Raw genomic sequence first — 26,284 nt, 5'->3', positions numbered from 1 at the left:
AACCCGCGTCCGGGACGGGCGCACGGGGGGTGCCCGCTCTGCATACAGTTGTCCTCGTGTCTACGCCCGGCCGCCTCGTCAAGCGGGTCCTCGTGGGGCGGGCGATGCGCAGCGACCGGCTGGGTGAGACCCTCCTGCCGAAGAAGCTCGCGCTGCCCGTCTTCGCCAGCGACGCCCTCTCCTCGGTCGCCTACGCCCCCGACGAGATCCTGCTGACCCTGGGCCTGGCCGGCGGCACCCTGGCCCTGACCCAGTCGTGGAAGATCGCGCTCGTCGTCGTCGCGGTCATGGCCGTCGTCATCACGAGCTACCGCCAGAACGTGCACGCCTACCCCAGCGGCGGCGGGGACTACGAGGTGGCGAGCGTCAACCTCGGCCCCCGGGCCGGCCTGTCGGTGGCGAGCGCGCTGCTCGTCGACTACGTCCTCACGGTCGCGGTGTCGGTCTCCTCGGGCGTGCAGAACGCCGCCTCGGCCTTCACGTTCATCCGGGGGCACGAGGCCCTGGCGGCCGTGACCATCATCGCGGTCCTCACCGGGATGAACCTGCGCGGCGTCCGGGAGTCGGGGACGGCCTTCGCGATCCCCACCTACCTGTTCATGACGGCCGTTCTCGGGATGGCCGGTGTCGGCTTCTACCGCAAGCTCGCCGGCGACCTGCCGCTCGCCGAGAGCGCACCGCTGCAGCTGCGCCCCGAGGACGGCTTCACCCATCTCGGCTCGATCGCCATGGCCTTCCTGTTCCTGCGGGCGTTCTCCTCCGGCTGTGCCGCCCTGACCGGTGTCGAGGCGATCTCCAACGGCGTCCCGGCGTTCCAGAAGCCCAAGAGCCGCAACGCCGCGACGACTCTGCTGCTCATGGGCACGATCTCGGTGACCATGCTCATGTCGATGGTCGCGCTCGCCGGGTGGACCCAGGTCAAGTACGCCGACGACGAGGCCAACCAGCTGCTGCGCGACGGTGTCCCGGTCGGCGAGGGCTACGTCCAGGACACCGTCATGGGCCAGGTGTCCAAGGCGGTCTTCTCCGACTTCCACCTCGGGGTCGTGCTCGTCTCGGTCGTCACCGGGCTCATCCTCGTGCTCGCCGCGAACACCGCGTTCAACGGCTTCCCGGTCCTCGGCTCGATCCTCGCCCGCGACGGCTTCCTGCCCCGGCAGCTGCACACCCGCGGCGACCGGCTGGCCTTCTCCAACGGCATCCTCATCCTCGCCGGTGGTGCCGCGTTCCTCGTCGTCATCTTCGACGCCGACGTCACCCGGCTCATCCAGCTGTACATCGTCGGGGTCTTCGTCTCCTTCACCCTCTCCCAGACCGGCATGGTCAGGCACTGGAACCGCCACCTGCGGGTCGAGAAGGACCCGGCGGTGCGCTCGCGGATGCTGCGCAGCCGGGTCATCAACGCGGTGGGCGCGACGATGTCGGGGCTGGTCCTCGTCGTCGTCCTCGCGACGAAGTTCGTCCACGGTGCCGGGTACGCCATCGCCGCGATGGCGCTGCTGTTCTTCCTCATGCTCGCCATCCGCCGGCACTACGACCACGTGAGCGACGAGCTGACCGTCATCGAGGGCGACACCAAGGCCCAGATGCTGCCCTCGCGCGTGCACGCGATCGTCCTCGTCGCGAAGATCCACAAGCCGACGCTGCGGGCGCTCGCCTACGCGCGGGCCACCCGGCCCTCGGTCCTCGAGGCCGTCACCGTGGCCGTCGACCCCGACGAGACCAAGGCGCTGCAGCAGGAGTGGGACCGGCGCGACATCCCGGTGCCGCTCAAGGCGCTCGACAGCCCGTACCGCGAGATCACCCGGCCGGTGGTCGACTACGTGAAGTCGATCCGCACCGACAACCCGCGCGACCTCGTCGTCGTGTACATCCCGCAGTACGTCGTCGGCCACTGGTGGGAGCAGGTGCTGCACAACCAGAGTGCGCTGCGGCTGCGGACCCGGCTGATCTTCACCCCCGGCGTCATGGTGTCCACCGTGCCGTGGCAGCTCGCCTCCTCCCAGGGCATGGAGGAGCGGATGGACGGCCCGGTCGCCGGCGACGTCCGGCGCGGCGACCTGTGACGGGGGAGCGGCCGCCGGGGCTCGCCGTCGACGACGAGGTCGAGGTCGAGGCGACCGCGTTCGCCCACGGTGGTCACTGCGTGGCGCGTCACGCGGGACAGGTGCTCTTCGTCCGGCACACGGTGCCCGGGGAGCGGGTGCGCGCCCGGGTCACCGAGGTGGGCGCCGGGGGCCGGTTCGTGCGGGCCGACGCCGTCGGGGTCCTCCAGGCCTCGCCGGACCGGGTGGAGCCGCCGTGCCCGTGGAGCGGCCCGGGCCGGTGCGGCGGCTGCGACCTCCAGCACGTCTCGCTCCCCGCCCAGCGCCGTCTCAAGGCCGGGGTCGTGCGCGAGCAGCTGGCCCGGCTCGCCGGGCTCGACGTCGACGTCGACGTCGAGGTCGAGGCGGTGCCCGGGGACCGGGCGGGGCTCGGCTGGCGCACCCGCGTCGAGTTCGCCGTCGACCCCGGCGGCCGGGCGGGGCTGCGCCGGCACCGCTCGCACGAGGTCGTGCCGGTCGACGTCTGCCGGATCGCCGCCGACGGGGTCAGCGCGCTCGACGTCCCCGGGCGCCCCTGGCCCGGGGCGGAGGTCGTCGACGCGGTCGCGCCCTCGGTCGGCGACCCGGTGGCGGTCGCCGTGCCGGGCCAGGACCCGCCCGACGTCGTCGAGCGGGTACGGGCGGCCTGGACGGCGGTGGAGGGCGAGGGCCGGCTCGAGCGGGACTTCACCGTCTCGGCCCGTGGCTTCTGGCAGGTCCATCCCGGTGCCGCGTCGACCTTCCTCGCCGCGGCGATGGAGGAGCTGGCCGTCCGGCCGGGGGAGCGGGCCCTGGACCTGTACAGCGGCGTCGGCCTCTTCGCCGCAGCGCTGTCGGAGGCGGTGGGCCCGAGCGGCCAGGTCGTGGCCGTTGAGGCCGACCGCGACGCGGCGGCGCGGGCCGAGGCCGCGCTCGCCGGCGCGGGCAACGTCGTCGTCCTCGCCGCCCGCGTCGACGACGCCTTCGGCGTGCCGCGCCCCCAGCGCCGGCGCGGCCGCGGACGGGCGACGCGTGCGTCGAGGTCGCCGCTGCTGCCGCCACGGGCCGACCTCGTCGTGCTCGACCCGCCGCGGACGGGTGCCGGGACGGCGGTCGTCGCGGCCGTGGCGAGGCTGCGGCCACGGGCGCTCGCCTACGTCGCGTGCGACCCGGCGGCGCTCGCCCGGGACACGGCGGCGCTCGAGGAGCACGGCTACCGGCTCTCCCGGCTGCGTGCCTTCGACGCCTTCCCGATGACCCACCACGTCGAGTGCGTGGCCCACTTCGTACGCAGACCGGCGTGAGGTCGCGTCGCCCAGCTCCGGCCGGTGCGGTGGCGCCGGGCGCCACCGCACCGGCGCGGGCTCTCAGGCTCCGGTCTGGTCCCGGTCGATGCACCGTCCCTTGTTGACGATGAGGAAGGAGGAGACCTTGTTCTTCAGCCCGACCGAGGCGAGGTTGACGTTGGCACCCGGAGCCAGGCCCGGGGCGCTCTCGCCCGCGGCCAGGGTGCAGTGGGCGCGGTTGAACAGGTAGACGACCTCGCCGGTCCGGTTGCGCACGGACGCCGCGTTGTTGTTGACGACGACGTTGTACCCGCTTCCGCCCCCGTCGCTGAACAGCTCGTTGGTCATCGTCGCGTCGCTGCGCCGGTAGTCCGCCCGGGCCCCGGCGAAGTCGGAGTTGAAGTAGAAGCACAGCCGGTTGCTCGGGCACGGGGTGCCTGCGGAGGCCGTCGGCGCGCCGGCCAGCGCTCCGGCGGCGAGAAGGACGGCGGTGCCCCCGGCACCGGTGAGACGTCGGATGGTGGTGGACATGGCACTGCTCCAGTGTTCTCCCGGTCGGCGTGGGTGACCGGGCCCCCGTCCGCAGACCCCCCGCGGATCCTCCGAGTGTCCTCCCGTGCCCCCCGCGCCGCCAGCCGAGAGGCACTGTCGCGCTCGCTCGTGCGGCGGCATAGGCTCGACGGAGGTCGACCCCGTGTGGTTAGATATCTTGACGTCAAGATAAATGCGGGACCGTGCGACGACGCAACGACCCTGAAGGGAGCCCCGGTGGCCAGCACGAACAGCTTCGACGCCCACGGAACGCTCGAGGTGGGTGAGCACTCCTACGAGATCTACCGGCTTTCGGCGGTCGAGGGCAGCGACTCCCTCCCGTACAGCCTCAAGGTGCTCCTCGAGAACCTGCTGCGCACCGAGGACGGCGCCAACATCACCGCCGACCACGTGCGGGCCCTCGGTGGCTGGGACGAGAACGCCGAGCCGGACACCGAGATCCAGTTCACCCCGGCGCGCGTGCTCATGCAGGACTTCACCGGTGTGCCGTGCATCGTCGACCTCGCGACGATGCGCGAGGCGATGGCCGACCTCGGCGGCGACCCGACGAAGATCAACCCGCTGGCCCCGGCCGAGCTCGTCATCGACCACTCGGTGCAGATCGACGTCTTCGGCCGCGCCGACGCCTTCGAGCGCAACGTCGAGATCGAGTACGAGCGCAACGGCGAGCGCTACAAGTTCCTCCGGTGGGGCCAGACGGCCTTCGACGACTTCAAGGTCGTCCCGCCCGGCACCGGCATCGTCCACCAGGTGAACATCGAGCACCTGGCGCGCACCGTCATGGTGCGCGACGGCGTCGCCTACCCGGACACCTGCGTCGGCACCGACAGCCACACGACGATGGTCAACGGGCTCGGCGTCCTCGGGTGGGGCGTCGGCGGCATCGAGGCCGAGGCCGCGATGCTCGGCCAGCCGGTCTCGATGCTCATCCCGCGGGTCGTCGGCTTCAAGCTCTCCGGCGCCATCCCCGACGGCGCCACCGCCACCGACGTCGTCCTGACGATCACCGAGATGCTGCGCAGGCACGGCGTCGTCGGCAAGTTCGTCGAGTTCTACGGCGAGGGCGTCTCCGCGGTGCCGCTCGCCAACCGGGCGACCATCGGCAACATGAGCCCCGAGTTCGGCTCCACCTGCGCGATCTTCCCCATCGACGACGTCACCCTGGACTACCTGCGGCTCACCGGCCGCTCCGAGGAGCAGGTCGCGCTCGTCGAGGCCTACGCCAAGGAGCAGGGGATGTGGCTGGACCCCGGCCGCGAGGCCCGCTACAGCGAGTTCCTCGAGCTCGACCTGTCCACCGTCGTCCCGTCGATCGCCGGTCCGAAGCGACCCCAGGACCGGATCGTGCTCACCGACGCCAAGAAGGCCTTCCGTGAGGTCCTGCCCGCCTACGTCGAGCACACCGAGGGCGCGCAGGGCGAGGCGGCCTCCTTCCCCGCCTCCGACCCCTCGCCGCAGGGGGAGGACGCCAACAACGGCGGTGAGGCCCCGCCGCACGTCGACAGCTCCGAGCGCCCGACGACGCGGGTACCGGTGACCACCGCCGACGGCGTGTCGTTCACCATCGACCACGGCATCGTCTCGATCGCCTCGATCACCTCGTGCACCAACACCTCGAACCCCTCGGTGATGATGGCGGCCGCGATGCTCGCCAAGAACGCCGTCGAGCGAGGGCTGACGGTGGCGCCCTGGGTGAAGACCTCGATGGCCCCCGGCTCCAAGGTGGTCACCGGCTACTACGAGAAGGCCGGCATGTGGCCCTACCTCGAGAAGCTCGGCTTCCACCTCGTCGGCTACGGCTGCACGACGTGCATCGGCAACTCCGGCCCGCTCGCCGAGGAGATCAGCGCGGCCATCAACGACAACGACCTGGCCGTGGTCTCGGTGCTCTCCGGCAACCGCAACTTCGAGGGCCGGATCAACCCCGACGTCAAGATGAACTACCTCGCCTCCCCGCCGCTCGTCATCGCCTACGCCCTCGCGGGGACGATGGACTTCGACTTCGCCACCGAGCCCCTCGGCCAGGACGAGTCCGGCGCCGACGTCTTCCTCGCCGACATCTGGCCCTCGGCCGCCGACGTCGAGCGCACGGTGCAGCAGGCGATCAGCCAGGAGATGTTCACCGAGGACTACGCCGACGTCTTCGCGGGCGACGAGCGCTGGCGCTCGCTGCCGACCCCGGAGGGCGACACCTTCGCCTGGGACGCCGACTCGACGTACGTGCGCAAGCCCCCGTACTTCGAGGGCATGGGCGCGGACCCGCAGCCGGTCTCGGACATCAGCGGCGCCCGGGTGCTCGCCAAGCTCGGGGACTCGGTGACGACCGACCACATCAGCCCGGCCGGGTCGATCAAGGCCGACAGCCCCGCCGGCCGCTACCTCGCCGAGCACGGCGTCGAGCGCAAGGACTTCAACTCCTACGGCTCCCGCCGCGGCAACCACGAGGTGATGATCCGCGGGACCTTCGCGAACATCCGCCTGAAGAACCTCCTCCTCGACGGCGTCGAGGGCGGGTTCACCCGCAACTTCCTCGCCGGCGGCGAGCAGACGACGATCTTCGACGCCTCGGCCGCCTACCAGGAGGCCGGGGTGCCGCTCGTCGTCCTCGCGGGCAAGGAGTACGGGTCGGGCTCCTCGCGGGACTGGGCGGCCAAGGGCACCGCACTGCTCGGGGTCGCGGCGGTCATCGCCGAGTCCTACGAGCGGATCCACCGCAGCAACCTCATCGGCATGGGCGTGCTGCCCCTGCAGTTCCCCCAGGGTGAGTCGGCCGACTCCCTCGGGCTGGACGGCACCGAGACCTTCTCGGTGACCGGGATCGAGGCGATGAACGAGGGTGGCACCCCGCGGACGGTGGCGGTCGTCGCGACCGGCGAGGACGGCTCGCAGACCTCCTTCGACGCCGTCGTGCGGATCGACACCCCCGGCGAGGCGGACTACTACCGCAACGGCGGCATCCTCCAGTACGTCCTGCGCTCGCTCGCGTAGCCGAGCGCCGGCCGGCCCACCCGCCCGGGTCCTCCTAGCCGGCCGGGTGGGCCAGCCGGACGACGTCGCCGACGACGACGACCGCGGGGTTCTCGACGCCTGCGGCCCGGGCCCGCTCGGCGATGTCCCCGAGGGTGCCCACCGTCGTGCGCTGCGTGGGCTGCCAGCCGCGCTCGACGACGGCCACCGGGCAGTCCGCCGCGCGCCCGGCCGCGAGCAGCGCCCGGGTCGACGCGCCCAGCGTCGCCACCCCCATGAGGAGGACGAGGGTGTGCTCGGAGCCGGTGGGCAGCGCCGGCAGCTCGTCGTGGCCGGTGACGACGGTGAACCCGCGGCTGACCCCCCGGTGGGTCACCGGGATACCGGCCGCCGCGGGCACGGCCACCGCACTCGTGACGCCCGGGACCACCTCGACGGCGATGCCGCGGGCCTCGCACGCGAGCCGCTCCTCGCCGCCCCGCCCGAAGACGTACGGGTCGCCGCCCTTGAGCCGCACCACGCCGTGGCCGGCCAGGGCCTCCTCGAGGAGCACGTCGGTGATCCGGTCCTGGGGGACGGCATGCCGACCGGGCAGCTTGCCGACGTCGACGACCCGCACGCTCGCGGGGAGCGCCTCGAGCAGGTCGCGGGGGGCGAGCCGGTCGACGACGACGACGTCGGCCGCGGCGAGCAGCTCGTGCCCGCGGGCGGTGAGCAGCCCGGCGTCGCCCGGGCCACCGCCGACGAGCGCGACCCACCCGGGTCCGCGGCGAGGGCGCCGACGGCGCAGGTCGGTGCCGCCCGTCGCGAGGTCCCGGGCGAGTGAGCGGGCGGCGTCGCGGGCCAGCCCGGGGTCGCCGTCGGCGTGGACGGCCACGGTGAGCGTCCCGTCCGGGGTCGTGACCCGGTGGCGGGCCAGGACGGCCAGGGCGCTCGCCTCGGCGTCGGTGGCGTCCACGCACCACAGCCGGGCCGCCTGGGCGTCGGCCCGCACGGTCGCGTCCACGAGCCGGTCGCCGGTCGCGGTGTGCACCAGCCAGGCGCCCTCGAGGTCCTCGGGGCCGGCGTAGTCGCGCTCGGCCCAGGTGACCTCCCCGGTACCGGCGAGCCCGGCGAGGTCCTCGCACAGCCACGGGGCGACGACGTGGACCCGGGCCCCCTCGGCGTGGAAGGCGGCGACCCGGCGTGCCGACACCGGGCCCCCACCGACGGCGACGACGCGGCGACCGCGCAGGTCGAGGGCCACCGGCAGGCTCATCCGTGGATCCCGCACTCGGTCTTGCTCATCCCCGACCACCGTCCGGAGCGGGGGTGGGCCCCCGGCTCGACCCGGGCGGTGCACGGCGCGCACCCGATCGACGGGTACTCGGACGAGAGCATGAGGTTGACCGGCAGCCGGTGGCGCAGGCCGTAGCCGAGCACGTCGTCGGCGCTCCACGCGGCGAGCGGGTTGACCTTGACCAGGCCGTTGGTCTCGTCGAAGGCGACGAGGGGCGTGTCGGCCCGGCTCGCCGACTCCTCACGGCGCACGCCGGTGACCCAGCACTCGTAGCCGGCCAGGGCCGCACGCAGCGGCTCGACCTTGCGCATGCGGCAGCAGGCGGCGGGGTCGCGCTCGTGGAGGCGCGGACCGTGCTCGACGTCCTGCTGCGCGACGGTGCGTTCCGGTCGGACGTCGACGACGGTGACGTCGAGGGTGTGGGCGACCTCGTCGCGGGCCCCGAGGGTCTCGGCGAAGTGGTAGCCGGTGTCGAGGAAGAGCACGTCGACCCCGGGCACCTGCTGTGAGACCAGGTGCGGCAGCACGGAGGTCTCCATGCTGCTCGCGACGGTCAGGGTGCCGGGGAAGGTGGCGGCCGCCCAGGCGAGGACCTCCTCGGCGCCGGCCTGCCCGAGCCGGTCGGCGCCGTCGGCGGCGAGGGCCCGCAGCCGCCCGGTGGAGCGGCGGGTGCGCCGGGCGACGGCGGTCACCGCAGGTCCTCCTCGTCGGCGCGGTGGACCCACGAGGAGAAGCTCTCGCCGTCGGCCCGCGCGTCGACGAACCGGCGCACGAGCCGCTCGACGAGGTCGGGGAGCTCCTCGGCGGTGGTCTTCAGGCCACGCACGGTGCGGCCCAGGCCCGCCTCGTCCCGCTCGGTGGAGGCCAGCCCACCCCCGAGGTGGACCTGGAAGCCCGGACGCTGCTCGCCGTCGACGGTGACGATCTGGCCCTTGAGGCCGATGTCGGCGACCTGGATGCGGGCGCAGGAGTTCGGGCAGCCGTTGACGTGCAGCGTGATCGGCGTGGCCAGCTGCTCGGTGACGTCCGCGAGCCGCTGCTCGAGCGCGGCGACGGCCCCGGCCGCGGTCGCCTTGGTCTCGACGATGGCCAGCTTGCAGTACTCGATGCCGGTGCACGCCATCGTGGCGCGCCGGAACGGGCTCGGGCGCACCGAGAGCCCGAGGGCGGTGAGCCCCTCGACGAGCGCGTCGAGCCGCTCGGCCGGCACGTCGAGGACGACGAGCTTCTGGTGCGGCGTCAGCCGCAGCCGGTCGGTGCCGGCGGCGGCCATGAGCTCGGCGAGCCCGGCGAGGACCTCCCCGCTGACCCGGCCGACGGTCGGTGCCGCGCCGACGTAGTAGCGCTCGTCCTTCTGCCGGTGGACGCCGACGTGGTCGCCCGGGGTCGTCGGGGCCGCGGGCGCGGGCCCGTCCGGCAGGGGCGTGCCGAGGTAGTTCTCCTCGAGGACCCGGCGGAACTTCGCGGCGCCCCACTCGGCGAGGAGGAACTTCAGGCGGGCCTTGGTCCGCAGCCGGCGGTAGCCGTAGTCCCGGAAGATCCGCACGACGGCGTACCAGACCTCGGCCGCCCGCTCCGGCGGGACGAAGGCGCCCAGCCGCTCGGCCAGCCGCGGAGCCGTCGAGAGCCCGCCGCCCACCCACAGGTCGTAGCCCGGCCCGAGCTCGGGGTGGAGGACCCCGACGAGGGAGATGTCGTTGGTCTCGTGGACGACGTCGAGGCTCGGGTGGCCGGTGACGGCGGTCTTGAACTTGCGGGGGAGGTTCTGCAGCTCGGGGTCGCCGACGAACCGGGAGACGATCTCGTCGATGACCGGGGTCGGGTCGAGGATCTCGTCCGCGGCGATCCCGGCGAGCGGGCTGCCGAGGACGACGCGCGGGGTGTCGCCGCAGGCGTCGGTCGTCTGCAGCCCCACCGCCTCGAGCCGCCGCCAGATCTCCGGGACGTCCTCGACCCGCACCCAGTGGTACTGGATGTTCTGCCGGTCGCTGATGTCGGCGGTGCCCCGGGCGTACTCGGTGGAGATCTCGGCCAGGGTGCGCAGCTGGGCGAGGGTGAGCGCACCGCCGTCGAGGCGCACCCGCAGCATGAAGTACTCGTCGGCGAGCTCGTGTGGCTCGAGGGTCGCGGTGCGGCCGCCGTCGATCCCCGGGCGGCGCTGGGTGTACAGGCCCCACCACCGGAACCGGCCGTCGAGGTCGTCGGCGGGGATGGAGGCGAAGCCCTCGCGGGAGTAGACGGTCTCGATGCGCTCACGCACCTCGAGCCCGCCCCCGGCCTGCTTGGCCTCCTCGTTGGCGTTCAGCGGCGTGCGGCCGTCGAGCGCCCACTGGCCGTTGCTGCGCCCGGGGCGCGGTGGCCGCAGGGCGCGGGAGGCCGGGTCCGTCGTCGTCATCGCAGGGTCCTCGGGACGGGTAGGGGATCACTGGGCGTCATGCAATCTATAACGCAAGGTTATTCCTGCATCCCGGGTCCACCATGTGGTCGAGCGGGGTTACCATCGAACACATGTTCGAGGAGGTGGTTGGTGGCGGGCCCCCGCTGCGCGCCCCGACCCCGGCCGCGCCGGCCCGGCGCCGCTCCACCGCCGGGGCGACGGGGGCCGGCGGTCCCCCCGGCTGGCCGCCGGGTGTCCCACCGCCGGGGGAGCGGGGGTGGGAGCAGCGGGCCGTCGGCTGGCTGTTCGACCACTGCCCGCCGGACTACCGGCTCTACCCGTCCTGGCGCCGCCACCCGGTCGCGCTCGGCTGGTTCGCGGTACGCCACCTCGACGCCCAGCTCGAGGCGATGCGCGGCTCCTACCGGGAGGTGCGGGTCGCGCTCGGCGAGGACATCGGTCCCGAGGGGGTCGCCCAGGTGCTCGCCGACCTCGAGTGCGAGGGCGTCCGGCTGCTCGCCGCGCGCCGCTCGGCCGGGCTCCTCCTGGACGCGCTACGGGGCCTGGAGTTCGTCCCGCGGCTGTGAGCGGGCCCGAGGACCGGGTCGCGCCCCGCCTGGAGACCGTCCGGAGGTCTCGTGGAGGCCACCGGCCACGGCCCGTGCGGTGCGGGCCGGGCGGGCCCGAGCGCCTAGACTTGCGGGGTTGGCCCGGACCCGAGCGACGAGGAGGTAGGCCCGGTGAGCCTGCTGGAACGGATCAGCGGTCCCCGCGACCTCAAGGCGCTCCCCGCGGACCGGCTGCCCGCGCTCGCCGAGGAGATCCGGGCCTTCCTCGTCGAGCAGGTCTCGCGCACCGGGGGCCACCTCGGCCCGAACCTCGGCGTCGTCGAGCTGACCATCGCCCTGCACCGGGTCTTCGACAGCCCGCACGACGCCGTCGTCTTCGACACCGGCCACCAGTCCTACGTCCACAAGCTGCTCACCGGGCGACGCGACTTCTCCGGGCTGCGCCGGGCCGGGGGCCTCGCCGGCTACCCGAGCCGGGCCGAGTCCGAGCACGACGTCGTCGAGAACTCGCACGCCTCGACCTCCCTGTCGTGGGCGCACGGCATCGCCGCGGGCCGGGTGGTCCGGGGCGAGCGCGACCGGCACACGGTCGCGGTCATCGGCGACGGCGCGCTGACCGGCGGGATGGCCTGGGAGGCCCTGAACAACATCGCGGCCGAGGAGGACCTCCCGCTCGTCATCGTCGTCAACGACAACGAGCGCTCCTACGCCCCGACCCGGGGCGGTCTCGCCGACCACCTCGCGACCCTGCGCACGACCCAGGGCTACGAGCGCTTCCTCGACTGGGGCAAGCACACGCTCTCGCGCACCCCCTACGTCGGCGGTGCCATGTACGAGACGCTGCACGGCGTCAAGAAGGGGATCAAGGACATCGTCGCCCCCCAGGGGTTGTTCGAGGACCTGGGCCTGAAGTACGTCGGCCCGGTCGACGGGCACGACGAGCCGGCCCTCGAGGCGGCCCTGCGCAAGGCCCGGGCCTTCGGGGGCCCGGTGCTCGTCCACGTCATCACCCAGAAGGGGCGCGGCTACGAGCACGCGGTCAACGACGAGGGTGACCAGTTCCACGCCGTCGGCGTCATCAACCCCGAGACCGGGCTCCCGCTGGAGATCGCCGGGCGCAGCTGGACCGACGAGTTCGCCGACACGATGGTCCAGCTCGGGCGCGAGCGCGAGGACCTCGTGGCGATCACCGCCGCGATGATGATCCCGGTCGGGCTCGAGCCGTTCTGCCGCCGCTTCCCCGAGCGCACCTTCGACGTCGGCATCGCCGAGCAGCACGCCCTGACGATGGCCGCCGGGCTCGCCTACGCCGGGCTGCACCCGGTCGTCGCGGTCTACGCGACCTTCCTCAACCGCGCCTTCGACCAGCTGCTCATGGACTGCGCGCTCCACCGGGCGGGCGTCACCGTCGTGCTCGACCGCTCGGGCGTCACCGGGCCGGACGGAGCCTCGCACCACGGCATGTGGGACATGTCGATCAGCGGTGTCGTGCCCGGCCTGCACCTCGCGGCGCCGCGCGACGGCCAGCAGGTGGCCCGGGCGGTGCGCGAGGCGGTGGCCATCGCCGACGCGCCCTCGGTCGTCCGCTTCCCCAAGGGCACCGTCGCGGAGCCGGTCGAGGCCGTCCGCACCGTCGGGGGTGTCGACGTCCTCGCCGAGCCCGACGAGGACGACGTCGAGGTCCTGCTCGTCGGCGTCGGCTCGATGGCCGCCACCGCGCTCACCGCCGCCGAGAAGCTGGCCGCCGAGGGGCACCGGGTCCGCGTCGTCGACCCCGTCTGGGCGCTGCCGGTGCCGGACGCCGTCGTGTCGCTCGCGCGCGCGGCCCGGCGGGTGGCCGTCGCGGAGGACAACGTCGTCGTCGGCGGCATCGGCTCCCAGGTCACCCAGGCCCTGCGCGACGCGGGGGTCGAGGTCCCCGTCGACCTCTTCGGGCTGCCCCGGCAGTTCCTCGAGCACGCCTCGCGCGGCCAGGTGCTCGACGCCGTCGGGCTCACCCCCGACGCCGTGGCCGACCGGCTGCGCGCCGGGCTCGGCTGACGTCACCCCACCCGGCTCACCCGACGGCTGCGGGGGCGCCGGGCTAGGGTCGACCCCATGCGCTACCGACGTCTGGGCCACAGTGGATGTGCCGTCTCCGAGCTCTGCCTGGGGACCATGACCTTCGGGAACGAGACCGACGAGGCCGGCGCGCACGAGCAGCTCGACGTCTTCCTCGAGGCCGGCGGCACCTTCGTCGACACCGCCGACGTCTACTCCGCGGGCGTCTCGGAGGAGATCATCGGCGCCTGGCTGAGGAGCCGCCCGCGGGAGGTCACCGACCGGGTGGTCCTCGCGACCAAGGGCCGGTTCGCCGCCACCGACCAGGGCCCCAACGGCAACGGCCTCTCGACCCGCCACCTCACCCGCGCCCTCGAGGACTCCCTGCGCCGGCTCGGCGTCGACGCCGTCGACCTCTACCAGGTGCACGCCTTCGACGAGCACACCCCGATGGAGGAGACGCTGCGCACCCTCGACGGGTTCGTCCAGGCCGGCAAGATCCACTACTACGGCCTGTCCAACTTCACCGGCTGGCAGCTGACGAAGGCGGTGCTCACCGCCCGCGCCCTCGGGCTGCGGCAGCCGGTCACGCTGCAGCCGCAGTACAGCCTCGTCGTCCGGGAGATCGAGTGGGAGATCGTCCCGGCCGCGCTGGACGCGGGCATGGGGCTGCTGCCGTGGAGCCCGCTCGGGGGTGGGTGGCTCTCCGGGAAGTACCGGCGTGACGAGCGGCCGACGGGGGACACCCGCCTCGGCGACGACCCCGGACGCGGCATGGAGGCCTACGACCGGCGGGGCAACGACCGCACGTGGCGCATCGTCGACGCCGTGGAGCGGGTCGCCGAGAGCCGCGGGTGCTCGATGGCCGAGGTCGCCCTCTCCTGGGTCAACAACCGTCCCGCGGTCACGGCGACGATCCTCGGTGCGCGCACGACCGACCAGCTGCGGACCAACCTCGCGGCCGTCGACCTGCAGCTGACGGACCAGGAGCGGGCGGCGCTCGACGAGGCGAGCGACCCCGGTGCCACCGACTACCCCTACGGCGAGCTGGGCGTGGACCAGCGCGCCCGCGCCCTCGCCGGCGGCTGAGGCTCGCCGTCGCGGCGCACACGCTCTCGCGCGGCACCGAGAGGACGACGCCGGCCCCGGGCGGCGCGCCGGTCAGATGTCGCGGAAGGTCTCGATCGTCGCGCCGAGCGCGTTGAGCCGCTCCGCGAGGTCCTCGTAGCCGCGGTTGATGACGTAGACGTTGCGCAGCACCGAGGTCCCGGGGGCGGCGAGCATCGCGAGCAGGACGACGACGCCGGGGCGCAGCGCCGGCGGGCACATCACCTCGGCGGCCCGCCACTTCGGCGTCGGCCCGGTGATCATGACCCGGTGCGGGTCGAGCAGCTGGACCTGGGCACCGACCTTGGTCAGCTCGGTGAGGTAGATGGCCCGGTTCTCGTAGACCCAGTCGTGGATCATCGTCGTGCCCTCGGCGACGGCGGCGATGAGGGCGAAGAAGGGCAGGTTGTCGATGTTCAGGCCCGGGAAGGGCATCGGCGCGATCTTGTCCTTCGGCGCGACGAGCGGGCCGGGGTGGATCGTCAGGTCGACCAGCCGGGTGTGGCCGTTCTGGGCGAGGTACTCCTCGGTCGTGTCGAAGGTCAGGCCCATCTCCTCGAGGGTGGCCAGCTCGATCTCGAGGAACTCGATCGGCACCCGCTCCACGGTGATCATCGAGCCGGTGACGACCGCGGCCGCGATGAGGCTCATCGCCTCGATGGGGTCCTCCGAGGGGGAGTACTCGATGTCGGTGTCGACCTGGCCCACCCCGGTGACCGTCAGCGTCGTCGTGCCGATGCCCTCGATGCGCACCCCGAGACCCTGGAGGAAGAAGCACAGGTCCTGGACCATGTAGTTGGGGGAGGCGTTGCGGATGACCGTCGTGCCCTCGTAGCGGGCCGCGGCGAGCAGCACGTTCTCGGTGACGGTGTCGCCCCGCTCGGTGAGGATGATCGCCTTCTTCGGGTGCCGGCTGCGGTCGACGACCGACTCGTAGAAGCCGTGGGTGGCGGTGACGTCGAGGCCGAAGTGCCGCAGCGCCGACAGGTGCGGCTCGACGGTGCGGGTGCCGAGGTCGCAGCCGCCGGCGTAGGGCAGGCGGAACTCGTCGTACTCGGCGAGCAGCGGGCCGAGGAACATGATGACGGTGCGGGTGCGTCGGGCGGCGTCGACGTCGATGCCGGCGAGGTCCAGGCGCGCGGGCGGGACGACCTCGAGGTCGTTGCTGTCGGGCAGCCAGCGCACGCGCACGCCGATCGAGGTGAGCACCTCGATGATCCGGTTGACCTCCTCGATCCGCGCGAGGTTGCGCAGCGTCGTGCGCCCGCGGTTGAGCAGGCTCGCGCACAGCAGACCCACGGCGGCGTTCTTGCTCGTCTTGACCGGGATGGACCCGGAGAGCTTGCGCCCGCCGACGATGCGCAGGTGCTGGGGGCCGGAGTGGCCGAGGGAGACGAACTCGCTGTCGAGCTTCTCGCCGACGCGGGCGAGCATCTCGAGCGAGAGGTTCTGCTTGCCCTGCTCGATCCGCGCGACCGCGCTCTGGCTCGTCCCGAGGACGTCGGCGAGCTCGCTCTGGGTGAGCCCCTGGTGGCGTCGGGCGTCCCGGATGAGGGTGCCGATGCGGGTCAGGTACGTGTCGGTGGTCGTCGTCACCGGACCATCGTAGATCACATGTGAGATAAACCAAGCCAGCCGGGCAGGTCACCCGCCGGTGCCCGGTGGCGGCCCCCTGACCTGCGGCGACGGCCCGGACCCTTGGGCCCGGGCCGACGCCGTAGCGGTCCGGCGCTCAGGCCGGGACGCTCGCCACCCCGTGCGGGAGGATGCGGCGCCCGAGGACCCGCTCGGTGACGCCCTCGCGGTCGAGCAGGGGCACTAGCCCGCCGTTCCAGAACTGGAACCCCGCGCCGGTGACCATCGCGAGGTCGATGTCCATGGGGGCCTGGACGACCCCCTCGGCGAGCATCAGCCCGACCTCCTCGGCGAGGGCCCCGAGAACCCGCTCGCGGACCTCCTCGGCGGTGAGCTCCACGGGGTTCTCCGGGCGCTCGCGCAGCGCGTCGACCTCCGGGTCGGGCACCGGACGGCCCGTGTCGTCGCTCGCGTAGTAGCCGCGCTTGCCGGCCTCGACGAGGCGCCGCAGGGTGGGGGAGACGAAGAACCGGTCGCCGAAGGCGCGGTGCAGGGTCTCGCTGTTGTGCAGGGCGATCGCCGGGCCGACGAGCCCGAGCAGGACGAATGGCGGCATCGGGGCCAGCCCGGCGACGCCGCGGTCGGCGACCTCGACCGGGGTGCCCTCGTCGACGACCCGCGAGTACTCGCCCATGAACCGGCCGAGCAGCCGGTTGACGACGAAGGACGCGGAGTCCGTGGAGCGGATGCACGTCTTCTTCAGGCCCTTGCCCACGGCGAAGGCCGTCGCGAGCGTCGCCTCGTCGGTGCGCTCCCCGGGGATGACCTCGAGCAGCGGCATGACGGCGACCGGGTTGAAGAAGTGCAGCCCGACGACCCGTTCGGGATGGGCCAGCCCGCTCGCCATCTCGGTGACCGACAGCGAGGAGGTGTTGGTCGCGAGGACGCACTCGGGCGTCACGACCGCCTCGACCTCGGCGAACACCTGCTGCTTGACCGACATCTCCTCGAAGACCGCCTCGATGACCAGGTCGGCGTCGGCGAAGCCGTCCTTGCTCGTCGTGCCGGTGACCAGGCCCGTGAGGAACGAGGCGGTGTCGGGGGAGATGCGGCGCTTCGCGAGCAGCTGGTCGACCTCGTGGTGGACGTACCCGACGCCCCGCGCCACGCGCTCCTCGTCGAGGTCGGTCATGACGACCGGCACACCGAGACGGCGGGCGAACAGGAGGGCGAGCTGGCTGGCCATCAGCCCGGCGCCGACGACGCCGACCTTGGTGACCGGGCGGGCGAGGCCCTTGTCCGGGGCACCGGCCGGCCGCTTGGCCCGCTTCTGGACCAGGTCGAAGGCGTAGAGGCCGGCGCGCAGCTCGTCGGACATGATGAGGTCGCCGAGCGCCTCGTCCTCGGCGGCGAAGGCCGCCTCCCGGCTGGCGGTCCGGGCGGCCCGCACGAGCTCGACGGCCCGCAGCACGCCGGGGGAGCGGCCGGCCGTCTTGGCCAGCGCGCGGGTGCGGGCGGCGTCGCACGCCGCCTCCCACGTCTCGGCGTCCTCCAGGTCGACCGGGGTGCGCTCGACCGGCACGGTGCCGGTGAGCACTCCGGCCGCCCAGCGCAGCGAGTCCTCGAGGAAGTCGGCGGGCTCGAGGAGGACGTCGCCGACGCCGAGCCGCACGACGTCCCGGGCCGGCAGCATCCGGTTGTTCGCCAGGGGGTTGTCGACGATGACCGTCAGGGCCGCCTCGGGCCCGACGAGGTGCGGCAGCATCCAGCAGCCGCCCCAGCCGGGGAGCAGGCCGAGGAAGGTCTCCGGCAGCCCGAACGCCGGCACGCCCGCGGACACGGTGCGGTAGTCGGCCGAGAGCGCGAGCTCGACCCCACCGCCCATCGCGGCACCGTTGACGAAGGCGAACGTCGGGACCGGCAGGTCGGCGAGCGTGGCGAACGCCCGGTGGCCGGCTCGGGCGATCTCGACCGCCTGGGCGCGCTCGGTGACGTAGGGGATGCCCGAGAGGTCGGCGCCGACGGCGAAGACGAACGGCTTGCCGGTGACGGCGACGGCCTGGACCTGGCCGGCCTTGGCGCGGGCGCGCAACCCGTCGAGGGTGGCCTGGAGCCCGGCGACGCCCTCCGGCCCGAAGGTCGTCGGCCGGGTGTGGTCCTTGCCGTTCTCCAGCGTGACCAGGGCCAGGGTGCCGGCGCCGCCGGGCAGGACGACGTCCTGGACGGGCGTGCGGGTGACGACCTCGGCGGGCATCGCGGGGGACGGGGTGGTCGTGGTCATGGCTCAGGCGTCCTTCCCGTAGTCCGCGTGGTGCGGGTTCTCCCAGATGACGGCGCCGCCCATCCCGATGCCGATGCACATCGCGGTGAGGCCGTAGCGCACCTCGGGGTGCTCCTCGAAGTGCCGGGCGAGCTGGGTCATCAGCCGCACCCCGGAGGAGGCGAGCGGGTGCCCGGTGGCGATGGCGCCACCCCACGGGTTGACCCGCTCGTCGTCGTCGGCGATGCCGAAGTGGTCGAGGAAGGCGAGCACCTGGACGGCGAAGGCCTCGTTGAGCTCGAACAGCCCGATGTCCTCGATGCCCAGGCCCGCCTTCGCGAGCGCCTTCTCGGTCGCGGGGATCGGGCCGACCCCCATGACCTCCGGCTCGACGCCGACGAACGCGTAGGACGCCAGGCGCATGGCGACGGGCAGACCGAGCTCCTCGGCTGCCGCCTGCGACGCGAGCAGGCACGCCGTGGCCCCGTCGTTGAGGCCGGCGGCGTTGCCCGCGGTGACGTGGCCGTGCGGGCGGAACGGTGTCTTCAGGCCGGCCAGCTCCTCGAGCGTCGTCCCGGGGCGCGGCGGCTCGTCGGTGGTGGCCAGGCCCCAGCCCTTCTCGACGTGCCGGGTGGCGACGGGCACGAGGTCGGGCTGGACCCGGCCGGCCTCGTAGGCGGCGGCGAGCTTGCGCTGGCTACCGACGGCGAAGGCGTCGCAGCGCTCCTTGGTCAGGGCGGGGAAGCGGTCGTGGAGGTTCTCGGCGGTCTTGCCCATGACGAGCGCCGACTCGTCGACGAGCCGCTCGGCGACGATCCGCGGGTTGGGGTCGACGCCCTCGCCCATCGGGTGGCGGCCCATGTGCTCGACACCGCCGGCGATCGCCACGTCGATCGCGCCGACGCCGATGGCCGCCGACACGTTCGTCACCGCGGTCATCGCCCCGGCGCACATCCGGTCCACCGAGTACCCCGGGGTGCTCTTCGGCAGGCCGGAGAGCAGGGCGGTGAGCCGGCCGAGGGTCAGGCCCTGGTCGCCGATCTGGGTGGTCGCGGCGACCGCGACCTCCTCGACCCGCTCCGGCGGCAGCTCGGGGTGGCGGCGCAGCAGCTCGCGGACGCACTTGATGACGAGGTCGTCGGCGCGGGTCTGGGCGTACATGCCCTTCTCGCCCGCCTTGCCGAACGGGGTGCGGACGCCGTCGACGAAGACGACCTCCTGGAGCTCACGGGGCACGTCGGTGGCCTCCCTGGTCGGGTGCGGATGGGTGCCGGGGACCCCCGGGCACACCGGCGATCGTACTAAGCGAGCGCTTAGTCGTCGACGGCGGTGGGCGTGAGGGGCCTCACGCCCCTCTACCCTGGCGGGCGTGGAGGACGCGACGTGGACCGTGGTCGAGGACGAGGCCGCCCTCGGGGCGCTCGTCGGGGAGCCGACGGCGAGGGCCCGGGACAAGGAGCGGGACCGGCTGCTCGACGTCGACCGCGAGTGGCTGGCCGCCTCGCCGTTCTGCGTCCTCGCGACCGCCGGGCCGGAGGGCACCTGCGACGCCTCGCCCAAGGGCGACCCCGCCGGACGGCTCGTCCACGTCCTCGACGAGCGCACCCTGGCCATCGCCGAGCGCCCCGGCAACCGGCGAGTCGACGGCTACCGCAACGTCCTCGACAACCCCCACGTCGGGCTGGTCTTCGTCATCCCCGGCCGGGGCGACACGCTGCGGGTCAACGGCCGCGCCCGGCTCGTCTCGCACGCCCCGTTCTTCGAGGAGATGGTCGTGCGGGGCCACCGCCCGGTGCTCGCCCTCGTCGTCGAGGTCGAGCAGGTCTTCTTCCACTGCTCCAAGGCGTTCCTGCGCTCGCGGCTGTGGGACACCGGGACCTGGGCGCCCCAGGAGCGCGTGCCACGCCGGGCGGTCCTCGCTCACGAGGTCGAGCCCGACGGCCGCTCGCTCGAGCAGCTCGACGCCTACTACGGGGAGCAGTACGAGGCGGGCCTCTACGGCTGAGACCGGCGTCAGGCCGGCGCTGCGGACACGAGCTGGACGAGGTTGCCGCAGGTGTCGTCGAGGACGGCGGTGACCACCGGCCCGGTCGGGGTGGGTGGCTGGGTGAAGGTCATCCCGAGTCCGGTGAGCCGGTCGTACTCGGCCTCGACGTCGTCGACGGTGAACGAGGTCGAGGGGATGCCGTCGGCGGCGAGGGCCTCGGTGAAGGCGCGCGCGGCCGGGTGCTCGTTCGGCTCGAGGACGACCTCGACGCCGTCGGGCTCCTCGGGGCTGACGACGGTGAGCCACCGGTGCTCCCCGAGGGGGATGTCGTGGCGCACCTCGAAGCCGAGCAGCCGGGTGTAGACCTCCAGCGCCTTGGCCTGGTCGTCGACGAAGACGCTCGTGCGGGTGATCCTCATGGTCGGTTCCTCTTCTCGGCGCGCAGCCAGCGCTCGCGTAGGGGGTGCAGCGGGGTGGTGTCGAGGTCGTGCAGCCGGTAGCGCCCCTCGCGGCGCACGTGGACCAGGCCGGCTCCGGCGAGCACGTCGATGTGCTGGGAGATGGCCTGTCGGCTCGAGCCGACACCCGTGTCGGCCATCCGGGTGCACAGCTCGAAGAGGGTCTGCCCGTCGCGCTCGAGCAGCGCGTCGAGCAGGGCCCGCCGGGTCGGGTCGGCGAGGGCCCGGAAGACCGCGTCGGCACCGTCGTCCACCCGGTCACCATATGCAAGTGCCTGCTTGCATGTCAACGGGCGGGCGGGGTCCTCAGGCGTCCGGGTGGGCCTCGAAGGCCGCGACGAGCAGCGGTGCGACGATCTCGGCCTGCCAGCGCCGCACGCCGTGGCCCTGGAGCGCGGCGGCGAACCCCTCGACCGAGCGCTCGGCCGGGGGAGACCACACGACGCGGCGCAGCGGGTCGGGGGAGCAGACGTTCTCGACGGGGATCGTGTGCTCCTCGGCGAACGCGGTGAGCGCGGCCCGGGTGGCCCCGAGCCGGGCCGCCGCCACGGGGTCCTTGTCGGCCCACACCCGCGGTGGCGGCGGACCGTCCGAGGGCAGCGTGCGCGGTGGCAGGTCCTCCTCGGACAGGTCCAGCGCGCGGGTGACCGCCTCGACCCACTGGCGGGCGTAGCGGCGGATCGCCCGGTGCCCGGACGGCAGCCCGGAGGGGTCGCGGGGGGCGGCCCGGGCGATGTCGACGAGCGCGGTGTCCGGCAGCACCCGGCCGATGGAGGTGTCGCGCTCGCGGGCGATGGCGTCCCGGGTGTACCAGAGCTCGCGCAGCACCCCGATGGCCCGGCGCGAGCGCAGCGTGTTGATCCCCGAGGTGCGCCGCCACGGGTCGACCCGCTCGGTCGGCGCCCACGACAGGAGGGCGGCGAACTCCTGGCGCGCCCACTCGTCCTTGCCCTGGGCCGCGAGGTCGACGCCCATGAGGTTGCGCAGCTCGCCGAGGACCTCGACGTCGAGCGCCGCGTACCGCAGCCACGGTTCCGGCAGCGGCCGGGTGGACCAGTCGACCGCGGAGTGCTCCTTGGCCAGCCGCAGCCCGAGGTAGTGCTCGACGACGGCCGCGAGGCCGACGCGGGGCAGGCCGAGGATGCGGCCGGCGAGCTCGGTGTCGAACAGCTGGCGCGGGCGCAGGCCGACCTCGGCGAGGCAGGCGAGATCCTGGGTCGCGGCGTGCAGGATCCACTCGGCGGCTCCCACGGCCTGGTCGAGGGGGCCGAGGTCCGGGACGGCGATCGGGTCGACGAGCCAGGTGCCCGAGCCCTCGCGACGGACCTGGACCAGGTAGGCCCGCTGGCCGTAGCGATACCCGGAGGCCCGCTCGGCGTCGATGGCCAACGGCCCGACACCGTGGGCCACGGCCCGCGCGGCCTCCTGGAGCGCCCGCTCGGTCTCGACGACGGGCGGGACGCCGTCGGCCGGCTCCTCGAGCGGGACGGGCTCCTGCGGTGGGACCGGCGGGGCGGCGAGGACGTCCTCACCGGCCGGGTCCACGCCCGCGGGCAGGTCCGAGGGGGTGCTCATGCCGGAGGTCACCGCCGGGGGCCGGGCAGCGCGACGACTCCCTCGGGGAGCGGGGGGAGCCCGGCGATGGTGCACAGCAGGTCCGACCATGCGAGCAGGTGCTCGCCCACCTCGGGGCCGAGGGGGGTCCACGAGGCGCGCAGCTCCATCTCGACGCTGGCCGGTCGGTCGGCGAGGCCACCGAAGCTCTCCGAGACCACCCGGGTCACCGTCCCGGCGGCCGCGGCGAAGGGGACCCCGCGGGCGTCGAGGGCGTCGGTCAGCCAGCTCCAGCCGACCTCGCCGAGCAGCGGCTCTGCGGCGAACTCGGGCTCGAGCTCGGCCCGGGCGAAGGTCACCGCACGCCACTCGCCGTCCCAGGGCTCGGGGGCCGCGGGGTCGTGGAGGAGGACGAACCGCCCGGAGGCCAGCTCGGCGTCGGGGTCGCGCGGGTCGAGGACGTCGGCGGTCATCGCCACGGCGTGCGGGGCGATGCGCTGGGGCGCCGGCACCTCGGTGAGCCGCAGCTCCGGGCGCAGCCGCGCATGGTGGAGCTCCTCGAGAGCCCGGGCGAACTCCGGGGACTCGCGCCCGGTCACGGTGCTGCGCGTCACCCGAGCAATGTAGGACGAGCCCGGCGTGCCGGGCGTGAGGCCACGCCGGTCACGGCTGGACCGCCGGCAGCGCCGGCCGTGTCCCGGCGACGCCACTCGGCGCCCTACGCTCCGGGGGTGCTCAGCCTCCTCGCCCTCGGCTCCTCGCTGGCCTGGGGCACCTCGGACTTCCTCGCCGGTCTCGCCAGCCGCCGGCGCCACCCCGTCGCCGTCGTGGGCTGGACGCAGGGGCTGGCGCTGGTCGTGCTCACCGTCCTCGTGCTGCGGTGGCCCGGCGAGGGGCTCGGCTGGCTGCCCTGGGCCGTCGGTGCCGGACTGAGCGGCCTGGCGGGCCTCGTGTGCTTCTACACGGCCCTCGCGACCGGGACCATGGGCGTCGTCGCGCCGATCGCGGGGCTCGGGGTGGTCGTCCCCGTCGTGCTCGGGGTGCTCGGCGGGGAGCGCCCCTCGGCGCTCGCATGGGGCGGCATGGTGCTCGCGGTCGCCGGGGTGAGCCTGGCCTCCGGCCCCGAGCTGGCCGCCGGGCTGTCGGTGCGCCCGGTCGCCCTGGCCGCCGGCGCGGCCCTCGGCTTCGGCCTGACCCTCTACCTCATCGACCGTGGCGCCCGCGAGTCGACGCTCATGACGCTCTGGGGGATGCGGGTGACCTCGGTCGCGGTCCTCGCCCTGCTCTCGCTCGTGCTGCGCACCGCCGGCGGCGTCGGTGCCCGGGAGGTCCCCGGCCTGTTCGTCATCGGCGCCGGCGACCTCGGCGCCAACGCCCTCTTCGCCCTGGCCTCCTCGCGGGGGCAGGTCAGCCTGGCCTCCGTCCTCGGCTCGCTCTACCCCGTGGTCACCGTGCTCCTCGCCCGTGCCGTCCTGCAGGAGCGGCTGCGCCGGGTGCAGCAGGCGGGCGTCGCCCTGGCCGCCGTCGGAGCGGTGCTCGTCGCCGCGTAGCGCGTCGAAGGTCGTCCGCCGGGCCCGCCGACGGATGCGAGGATGTCGGCTCGTGAGCACCATCCCGTCCCCGGCCGCGACCGTGCAGGACTCTCCCCTCGTGCGCGCCGCCCGCGGGCTGCCGGTCCCGCACACGCCGGTCTGGTTCATGCGCCAGGCCGGCCGGTCGCTGCCGGAGTACCGCAGGGTGCGCGAGGGCGTCGGCATGCTCGAGGCCTGCCGCCGTCCCGAGCTCGTCACCGAGATCACCCTGCAGCCGGTGCGCCGGCACGGGGTGGACGCGGCGATCTTCTTCTCCGACATCGTCGTCCCGCTGGCCGCGGTCGGCGTCGACCTCGACATCGTGCCCGGGGTCGGGCCGGTGGTCGCCGAACCCGTGCGCACCCGCGCCGACCTCGCCCGGCTGCGCGACCTGGCCCCCGAGGACGTCCCCGACATCACCGAGTCGGTGCGGCTGCTCGTCGCCGAGCTCGGCGCCACCCCGCTCATCGGGTTCGCCGGCGCACCGTTCACCCTCGCCTCCTACCTCGTCGAGGGCGGGCCCTCGCGCAACCACGAGCACACCAAGGCGCTCATGCACGGCGACCCCGGGCTCTGGCACGACCTGTGCGCGCAGCTGGCGCGGGTCGCCGGGGCGTTCCTGCGGGTCCAGGTCGAGGCGGGGGCCTCGGCGGTCCAGCTGTTCGACTCGTGGGCGGGCGCCCTCAGCCGGGCCGACTACGCCCGCTTCGTCGCCGAGCACTCCGCGGCGGCGCTCGCGTCGGTCGCGGGCCTCGACGTGCCGCGCATCCACTTCGGCGTCGGCACCGGGGAGCTGCTCACCCTCATGGGGGAGGCCGGGACCGACGTCGTCGGCGTCGACTACCGCGTCTCGCTCACCGACGCCCTCGAGCGCACCGGCGGCCGGTGGGCCCTGCAGGGCAACCTCGACCCCGCCCTGCTCTTCGCACCGTGGGAGGCGGTGCGCGCCCGGGTCGTCGAGATCGTCGAGGAGGGCCGGGCGGCTCCCGGGCACGTGTTCAACCTCGGCCACGGCGTGCTGCCCGAGACCGACCCCGACGTGCTCACCCGGGTCGTCGAGCTCGTCCACGAGGTGTCGGCGCGATGACCCTCGAGCCGGAGGTGTTGCGGGCCGACGAGCGGACGATGATCGAGGCATTCCTCGACGAGCAGCGAGCCGGCCTGCGTGATGCCCTCGACGGGCTGACCGAGGAGCAGGCCCGCCGGCGGCTCGTCCCGTCGGCGACGACGCTGCTCGGGCTCGTCAAGCACGCGGTCTTCGTCGAGCGGGTCTGGTCCGAGGAGGCGGTGCTGCGCAGGCCCCGGGCCGAGCTGGGCCTGCCGGAGGTCGCCGGGGAGTCCTTCCTCCTCACCGAGGACGACACCGTGGCCTCGGTCCTCGCTGCGCACGACGCCGCGTGCGCCACGGCGAGGGCCATCCACGCCGCAGTGGCCCTCGAGGACCTCGTCGAGGGCAACCGGCGCGGGCCCCTGCGGCTGCGATGGGTCCAGCTGCACCTGCTGCGTGAGCTCGCGCAGCACTGCGGCCACGCCGACATCCTCCGCGAGCAGGTGCTCGCCGAGGACGCCCGACACTGAGCCCGGCGTCGCCCTGCCCCGTCAGCTCGTCGGGGCGGCCGGCGGAGGAGCTGACGGGCCCTCGAGCGCACCGGAGCGGGTACGTCGGCGCAGCCAGGTGACGAGCGGGACGAGGACGAGCGCGGCGACCAGCGCGAACGGCAGCAGCGCCCCGAGGAGGGTGAGCAGCACCTGGACGGAGGTGGTCAGGGCGCTCCAGCCCGAGGCGAGCCCGGCGAGGAAGCCGCTGGGGTCCTCCTCCTGCGCGTCCGCCGTGCTCAGCCCGACGGTGACCGGGGAGAGGGCGACCTGGTCCTCGAGGCTCGCCAGCTGTCGCTCGAGGGACTCCAGGTCGGCCTGCCGGCGGGAGAGCTCGGCCTCGATGCTCACGACGTCGGCGATCTTCTCGGCCCGGCCCAGGAGGGTGCGCACCCGCTGGACGCTCGCCCGCATCGTCTGCAGGCGGGCCGTGGTGTCGACGTACTGCGCGGTGACGTCCTCGCTCGTCGTGCTGCGGGAGAGCAGCCTGCCGAGACGGGCGACGTCCTCGAGGGTGGAGTCCAGGGACTCCGCCGGCACGGAGATGGTCACCGTGCCCCACCCCGGGGCGTCGGGGTCCTCCGGCGCCGTCGCGCCCGTGCCCGAGACCTGCTCGGAGACCACGAGACCGCCGGCGCGGGCGGCGAGCGTCCGCAGCCTCGCCGCGGCCGCCGCGACGTCCTCGACCTCGAGCTCGACGTCGGCCCGGCGCGCCAGCCGGCGGTCCGCGACCGAGGCCGCCGTGACCTGCACGGTGTCCGCCTCACCGGTGGCCACCTCGCCCTGTGCAGCGCCGGCCCGGTCCTCGCCGGGGGCGTCGGCCGCGATGTCGGCCGAGCTGCCGGCGTCACCGTCCCCCCCGGAGCTGCAGCCACCGAGGAGCGTGAGGGCGAGGCCTGCGGCGAGCGCCGCGGCGAGGCGGGGAAGGGAGGGTCGGGCTGCTGCTCGCACGGTGGCTCCTTCGTCGAGGACCGGTCGCCGATGGGGCGCGCCGGCGCCTTGCCGGGTTCCCTCGCGAGGGTCTCGATCCGGTCACGACCTCG

22 protein-coding genes are annotated in these 26,284 nt (G+C 74.0%); 10 read left to right on the top strand and 12 right to left on the bottom strand.

Going from position 1 to position 26,284, the window contains the following annotated elements:
* Positions 1–56 precede the first annotated feature (56 nt).
* Positions 57–2,066: an APC family permease gene (locus G8D98_RS02775; RefSeq protein WP_373868482.1), complete on the top strand. Its 2,010-nt coding sequence runs from the start codon at positions 57–59 to the stop codon at positions 2,064–2,066.
* Positions 2,063–3,367, top strand: a complete 1,305-nt coding sequence (locus G8D98_RS02770) for a class I SAM-dependent RNA methyltransferase (RefSeq protein WP_229661685.1) — start codon at positions 2,063–2,065, stop codon at positions 3,365–3,367. The genes G8D98_RS02775 and G8D98_RS02770 overlap by 4 nt, the downstream gene beginning before the upstream one ends.
* Before the next feature lie 63 nt (positions 3,368–3,430).
* On the opposite strand, the gene G8D98_RS02765 is transcribed toward G8D98_RS02770, so the two are convergent.
* Entirely contained in the window at positions 3,431–3,880 is a 450-nt protein-coding gene (locus tag G8D98_RS02765) for a peptidase inhibitor family I36 protein (RefSeq protein WP_166098684.1), read from the bottom strand.
* Positions 3,881–4,117: 237 nt separating this feature from the next.
* Between G8D98_RS02765 and acnA the strand changes: the two genes are divergently transcribed.
* Entirely contained in the window at positions 4,118–6,889 is a 2,772-nt protein-coding gene (gene acnA / locus G8D98_RS02760; RefSeq protein ID WP_166098681.1) for an aconitate hydratase AcnA, read from the top strand.
* Between the two features lie 34 nt (positions 6,890–6,923).
* On the opposite strand, the gene cobA is transcribed toward acnA, so the two are convergent.
* Genes cobA through G8D98_RS02745 form a run of 3 tightly spaced genes read right to left on the bottom strand, consistent with a single transcriptional unit; the run spans position 6,924 to position 10,542 of the window.
* The gene (gene cobA, locus G8D98_RS02755; protein WP_166098679.1) at positions 6,924–8,126 is read right to left on the bottom strand and encodes a uroporphyrinogen-III C-methyltransferase; all 1,203 of its coding nucleotides are present in this window, start codon (positions 8,124–8,126) and stop codon (positions 6,924–6,926) included.
* Positions 8,123–8,839, bottom strand: a complete 717-nt coding sequence (locus G8D98_RS02750) for a phosphoadenylyl-sulfate reductase (RefSeq protein WP_205859674.1) — start codon at positions 8,837–8,839, stop codon at positions 8,123–8,125. The genes cobA and G8D98_RS02750 overlap by 4 nt, the downstream gene beginning before the upstream one ends.
* Positions 8,836–10,542 carry a nitrite/sulfite reductase gene (locus G8D98_RS02745; protein WP_166098672.1) on the bottom strand — a complete coding sequence of 569 codons (1,707 nt, stop codon included), beginning with the start codon at positions 10,540–10,542 and terminating at the stop codon, positions 8,836–8,838. Before G8D98_RS02745 ends, G8D98_RS02750 begins: the two co-directional genes overlap by 4 nt.
* 113 nt (positions 10,543–10,655) lie before the next feature.
* On the opposite strand from G8D98_RS02745, the gene G8D98_RS15425 reads away from it, so the two are divergent.
* The 3 genes from G8D98_RS15425 to G8D98_RS02730 all read left to right on the top strand — a co-directional run bounded on the left by G8D98_RS15425 (position 10,656) and on the right by G8D98_RS02730 (position 14,222).
* Positions 10,656–11,111, top strand: a complete 456-nt coding sequence (locus G8D98_RS15425; protein WP_229661686.1) for a hypothetical protein — start codon at positions 10,656–10,658, stop codon at positions 11,109–11,111.
* Between the two features lie 153 nt (positions 11,112–11,264).
* Positions 11,265–13,133 carry a 1-deoxy-D-xylulose-5-phosphate synthase gene (gene dxs, locus G8D98_RS02735; protein ID WP_166098671.1) on the top strand — a complete coding sequence of 623 codons (1,869 nt, stop codon included), beginning with the start codon at positions 11,265–11,267 and terminating at the stop codon, positions 13,131–13,133.
* Positions 13,134–13,190: 57 nt separating this feature from the next.
* Positions 13,191–14,222, top strand: coding sequence for an aldo/keto reductase (locus G8D98_RS02730; RefSeq protein ID WP_166098668.1), 1,032 nt, complete (start codon positions 13,191–13,193; stop codon positions 14,220–14,222).
* Between the two features lie 72 nt (positions 14,223–14,294).
* On the opposite strand, the gene G8D98_RS02725 is transcribed toward G8D98_RS02730, so the two are convergent.
* The 3 genes from G8D98_RS02725 to G8D98_RS02715 form a co-directional block, all read right to left on the bottom strand.
* On the bottom strand, positions 14,295–15,836 hold the full coding sequence (locus G8D98_RS02725; RefSeq protein ID WP_166098666.1) for a helix-turn-helix domain-containing protein: 1,542 nt from the start codon (positions 15,834–15,836) through the stop codon (positions 14,295–14,297).
* Between the two features lie 136 nt (positions 15,837–15,972).
* On the bottom strand, positions 15,973–18,096 hold the full coding sequence (locus tag G8D98_RS02720) for a 3-hydroxyacyl-CoA dehydrogenase NAD-binding domain-containing protein (protein ID WP_166098663.1): 2,124 nt from the start codon (positions 18,094–18,096) through the stop codon (positions 15,973–15,975).
* Positions 18,097–18,099: 3 nt separating this feature from the next.
* Positions 18,100–19,311 (bottom strand): thiolase family protein, encoded by a 1,212-nt coding sequence (locus tag G8D98_RS02715; protein ID WP_166098661.1) that lies wholly within the window; start codon positions 19,309–19,311, stop codon positions 18,100–18,102.
* Between the two features lie 133 nt (positions 19,312–19,444).
* Between G8D98_RS02715 and G8D98_RS02710 the strand changes: the two genes are divergently transcribed.
* Positions 19,445–20,080, top strand: coding sequence for a pyridoxamine 5'-phosphate oxidase family protein (locus G8D98_RS02710; RefSeq protein WP_229661687.1), 636 nt, complete (start codon positions 19,445–19,447; stop codon positions 20,078–20,080).
* An 8-nt stretch (positions 20,081–20,088) separates the two neighbouring features.
* Here the strand turns inward: G8D98_RS02710 and G8D98_RS02705 are convergent, their stop codons facing one another.
* From G8D98_RS02705 to G8D98_RS02690, 4 genes are read right to left on the bottom strand one after another with little or no spacing between them, the layout of a single operon-like run.
* A complete protein-coding gene (locus G8D98_RS02705) occupies positions 20,089–20,481 on the bottom strand; it encodes a VOC family protein (protein ID WP_166098658.1) in 393 nt (130 codons plus the stop codon).
* Positions 20,478–20,774: an ArsR/SmtB family transcription factor gene (locus tag G8D98_RS02700; RefSeq protein WP_166098655.1), complete on the bottom strand. Its 297-nt coding sequence runs from the start codon at positions 20,772–20,774 to the stop codon at positions 20,478–20,480. Before G8D98_RS02700 ends, G8D98_RS02705 begins: the two co-directional genes overlap by 4 nt.
* A 52-nt stretch (positions 20,775–20,826) precedes the next feature.
* Positions 20,827–22,095 (bottom strand): HRDC domain-containing protein, encoded by a 1,269-nt coding sequence (locus tag G8D98_RS02695; protein ID WP_166098653.1) that lies wholly within the window; start codon positions 22,093–22,095, stop codon positions 20,827–20,829.
* 8 nt (positions 22,096–22,103) lie between these two features.
* The gene (locus tag G8D98_RS02690; protein ID WP_166098651.1) at positions 22,104–22,688 is read right to left on the bottom strand and encodes a DUF3000 domain-containing protein; all 585 of its coding nucleotides are present in this window, start codon (positions 22,686–22,688) and stop codon (positions 22,104–22,106) included.
* Between the two features lie 117 nt (positions 22,689–22,805).
* Here G8D98_RS02690 and G8D98_RS02685 point away from each other — a divergent pair, with 117 nt between their 5' ends.
* Genes G8D98_RS02685 through G8D98_RS02675 form a run of 3 tightly spaced genes read left to right on the top strand, consistent with a single transcriptional unit; the run spans position 22,806 to position 25,223 of the window.
* Complete coding sequence (locus G8D98_RS02685; RefSeq protein ID WP_166098648.1) at positions 22,806–23,624, top strand: EamA family transporter; 819 nt, start codon at positions 22,806–22,808, stop codon at positions 23,622–23,624.
* Positions 23,625–23,658: 34 nt separating this feature from the next.
* Complete coding sequence (gene hemE / locus G8D98_RS02680) at positions 23,659–24,732, top strand: uroporphyrinogen decarboxylase (RefSeq protein WP_166098644.1); 1,074 nt, start codon at positions 23,659–23,661, stop codon at positions 24,730–24,732.
* On the top strand, positions 24,729–25,223 hold the full coding sequence (locus G8D98_RS02675) for a DinB family protein (protein WP_166098642.1): 495 nt from the start codon (positions 24,729–24,731) through the stop codon (positions 25,221–25,223). Before hemE ends, G8D98_RS02675 begins: the two co-directional genes overlap by 4 nt.
* A gap of 21 nt (positions 25,224–25,244) precedes the next feature.
* On the opposite strand, the gene G8D98_RS02670 is transcribed toward G8D98_RS02675, so the two are convergent.
* Positions 25,245–26,192 (bottom strand): DUF4349 domain-containing protein, encoded by a 948-nt coding sequence (locus tag G8D98_RS02670; protein ID WP_166098639.1) that lies wholly within the window; start codon positions 26,190–26,192, stop codon positions 25,245–25,247.
* Positions 26,193–26,284 lie beyond the last annotated feature (92 nt).

This window comes from Phycicoccus endophyticus, assembly GCF_011326735.1.
In the GTDB taxonomy this organism is placed as follows: Bacteria; Actinomycetota; Actinomycetes; order Actinomycetales; family Dermatophilaceae; genus Phycicoccus; species Phycicoccus endophyticus.
This window is presented reverse-complemented; position numbering and strand designations above follow the sequence as displayed.

What these genes read in the sequence shown, in the direction of transcription:
- hemE (WP_166098644.1), top strand. Translation starts at nt 23,659, where the DNA reads ATGCGAGGATGTCGGCTCGTGAGCACCATCCCGTCCCCGGCCGCGACC.
- G8D98_RS02705 (WP_166098658.1), bottom strand. Translation starts at nt 20,481, where the DNA reads ATGAGGATCACCCGCACGAGCGTCTTCGTCGACGACCAGGCCAAGGCG.
- G8D98_RS02675 (WP_166098642.1), top strand. Translation starts at nt 24,729, where the DNA reads ATGACCCTCGAGCCGGAGGTGTTGCGGGCCGACGAGCGGACGATGATC.
- cobA (WP_166098679.1), bottom strand. Translation starts at nt 8,126, where the DNA reads ATGAGCCTGCCGGTGGCCCTCGACCTGCGCGGTCGCCGCGTCGTCGCC.
- G8D98_RS02730 (WP_166098668.1), top strand. Translation starts at nt 13,191, where the DNA reads ATGCGCTACCGACGTCTGGGCCACAGTGGATGTGCCGTCTCCGAGCTC.
- G8D98_RS15425 (WP_229661686.1), top strand. Translation starts at nt 10,656, where the DNA reads ATGTTCGAGGAGGTGGTTGGTGGCGGGCCCCCGCTGCGCGCCCCGACC.
- G8D98_RS02695 (WP_166098653.1), bottom strand. Translation starts at nt 22,095, where the DNA reads ATGAGCACCCCCTCGGACCTGCCCGCGGGCGTGGACCCGGCCGGTGAG.
- G8D98_RS02765 (WP_166098684.1), bottom strand. Translation starts at nt 3,880, where the DNA reads ATGTCCACCACCATCCGACGTCTCACCGGTGCCGGGGGCACCGCCGTC.
- G8D98_RS02720 (WP_166098663.1), bottom strand. Translation starts at nt 18,096, where the DNA reads ATGACCACGACCACCCCGTCCCCCGCGATGCCCGCCGAGGTCGTCACC.
- G8D98_RS02745 (WP_166098672.1), bottom strand. Translation starts at nt 10,542, where the DNA reads ATGACGACGACGGACCCGGCCTCCCGCGCCCTGCGGCCACCGCGCCCC.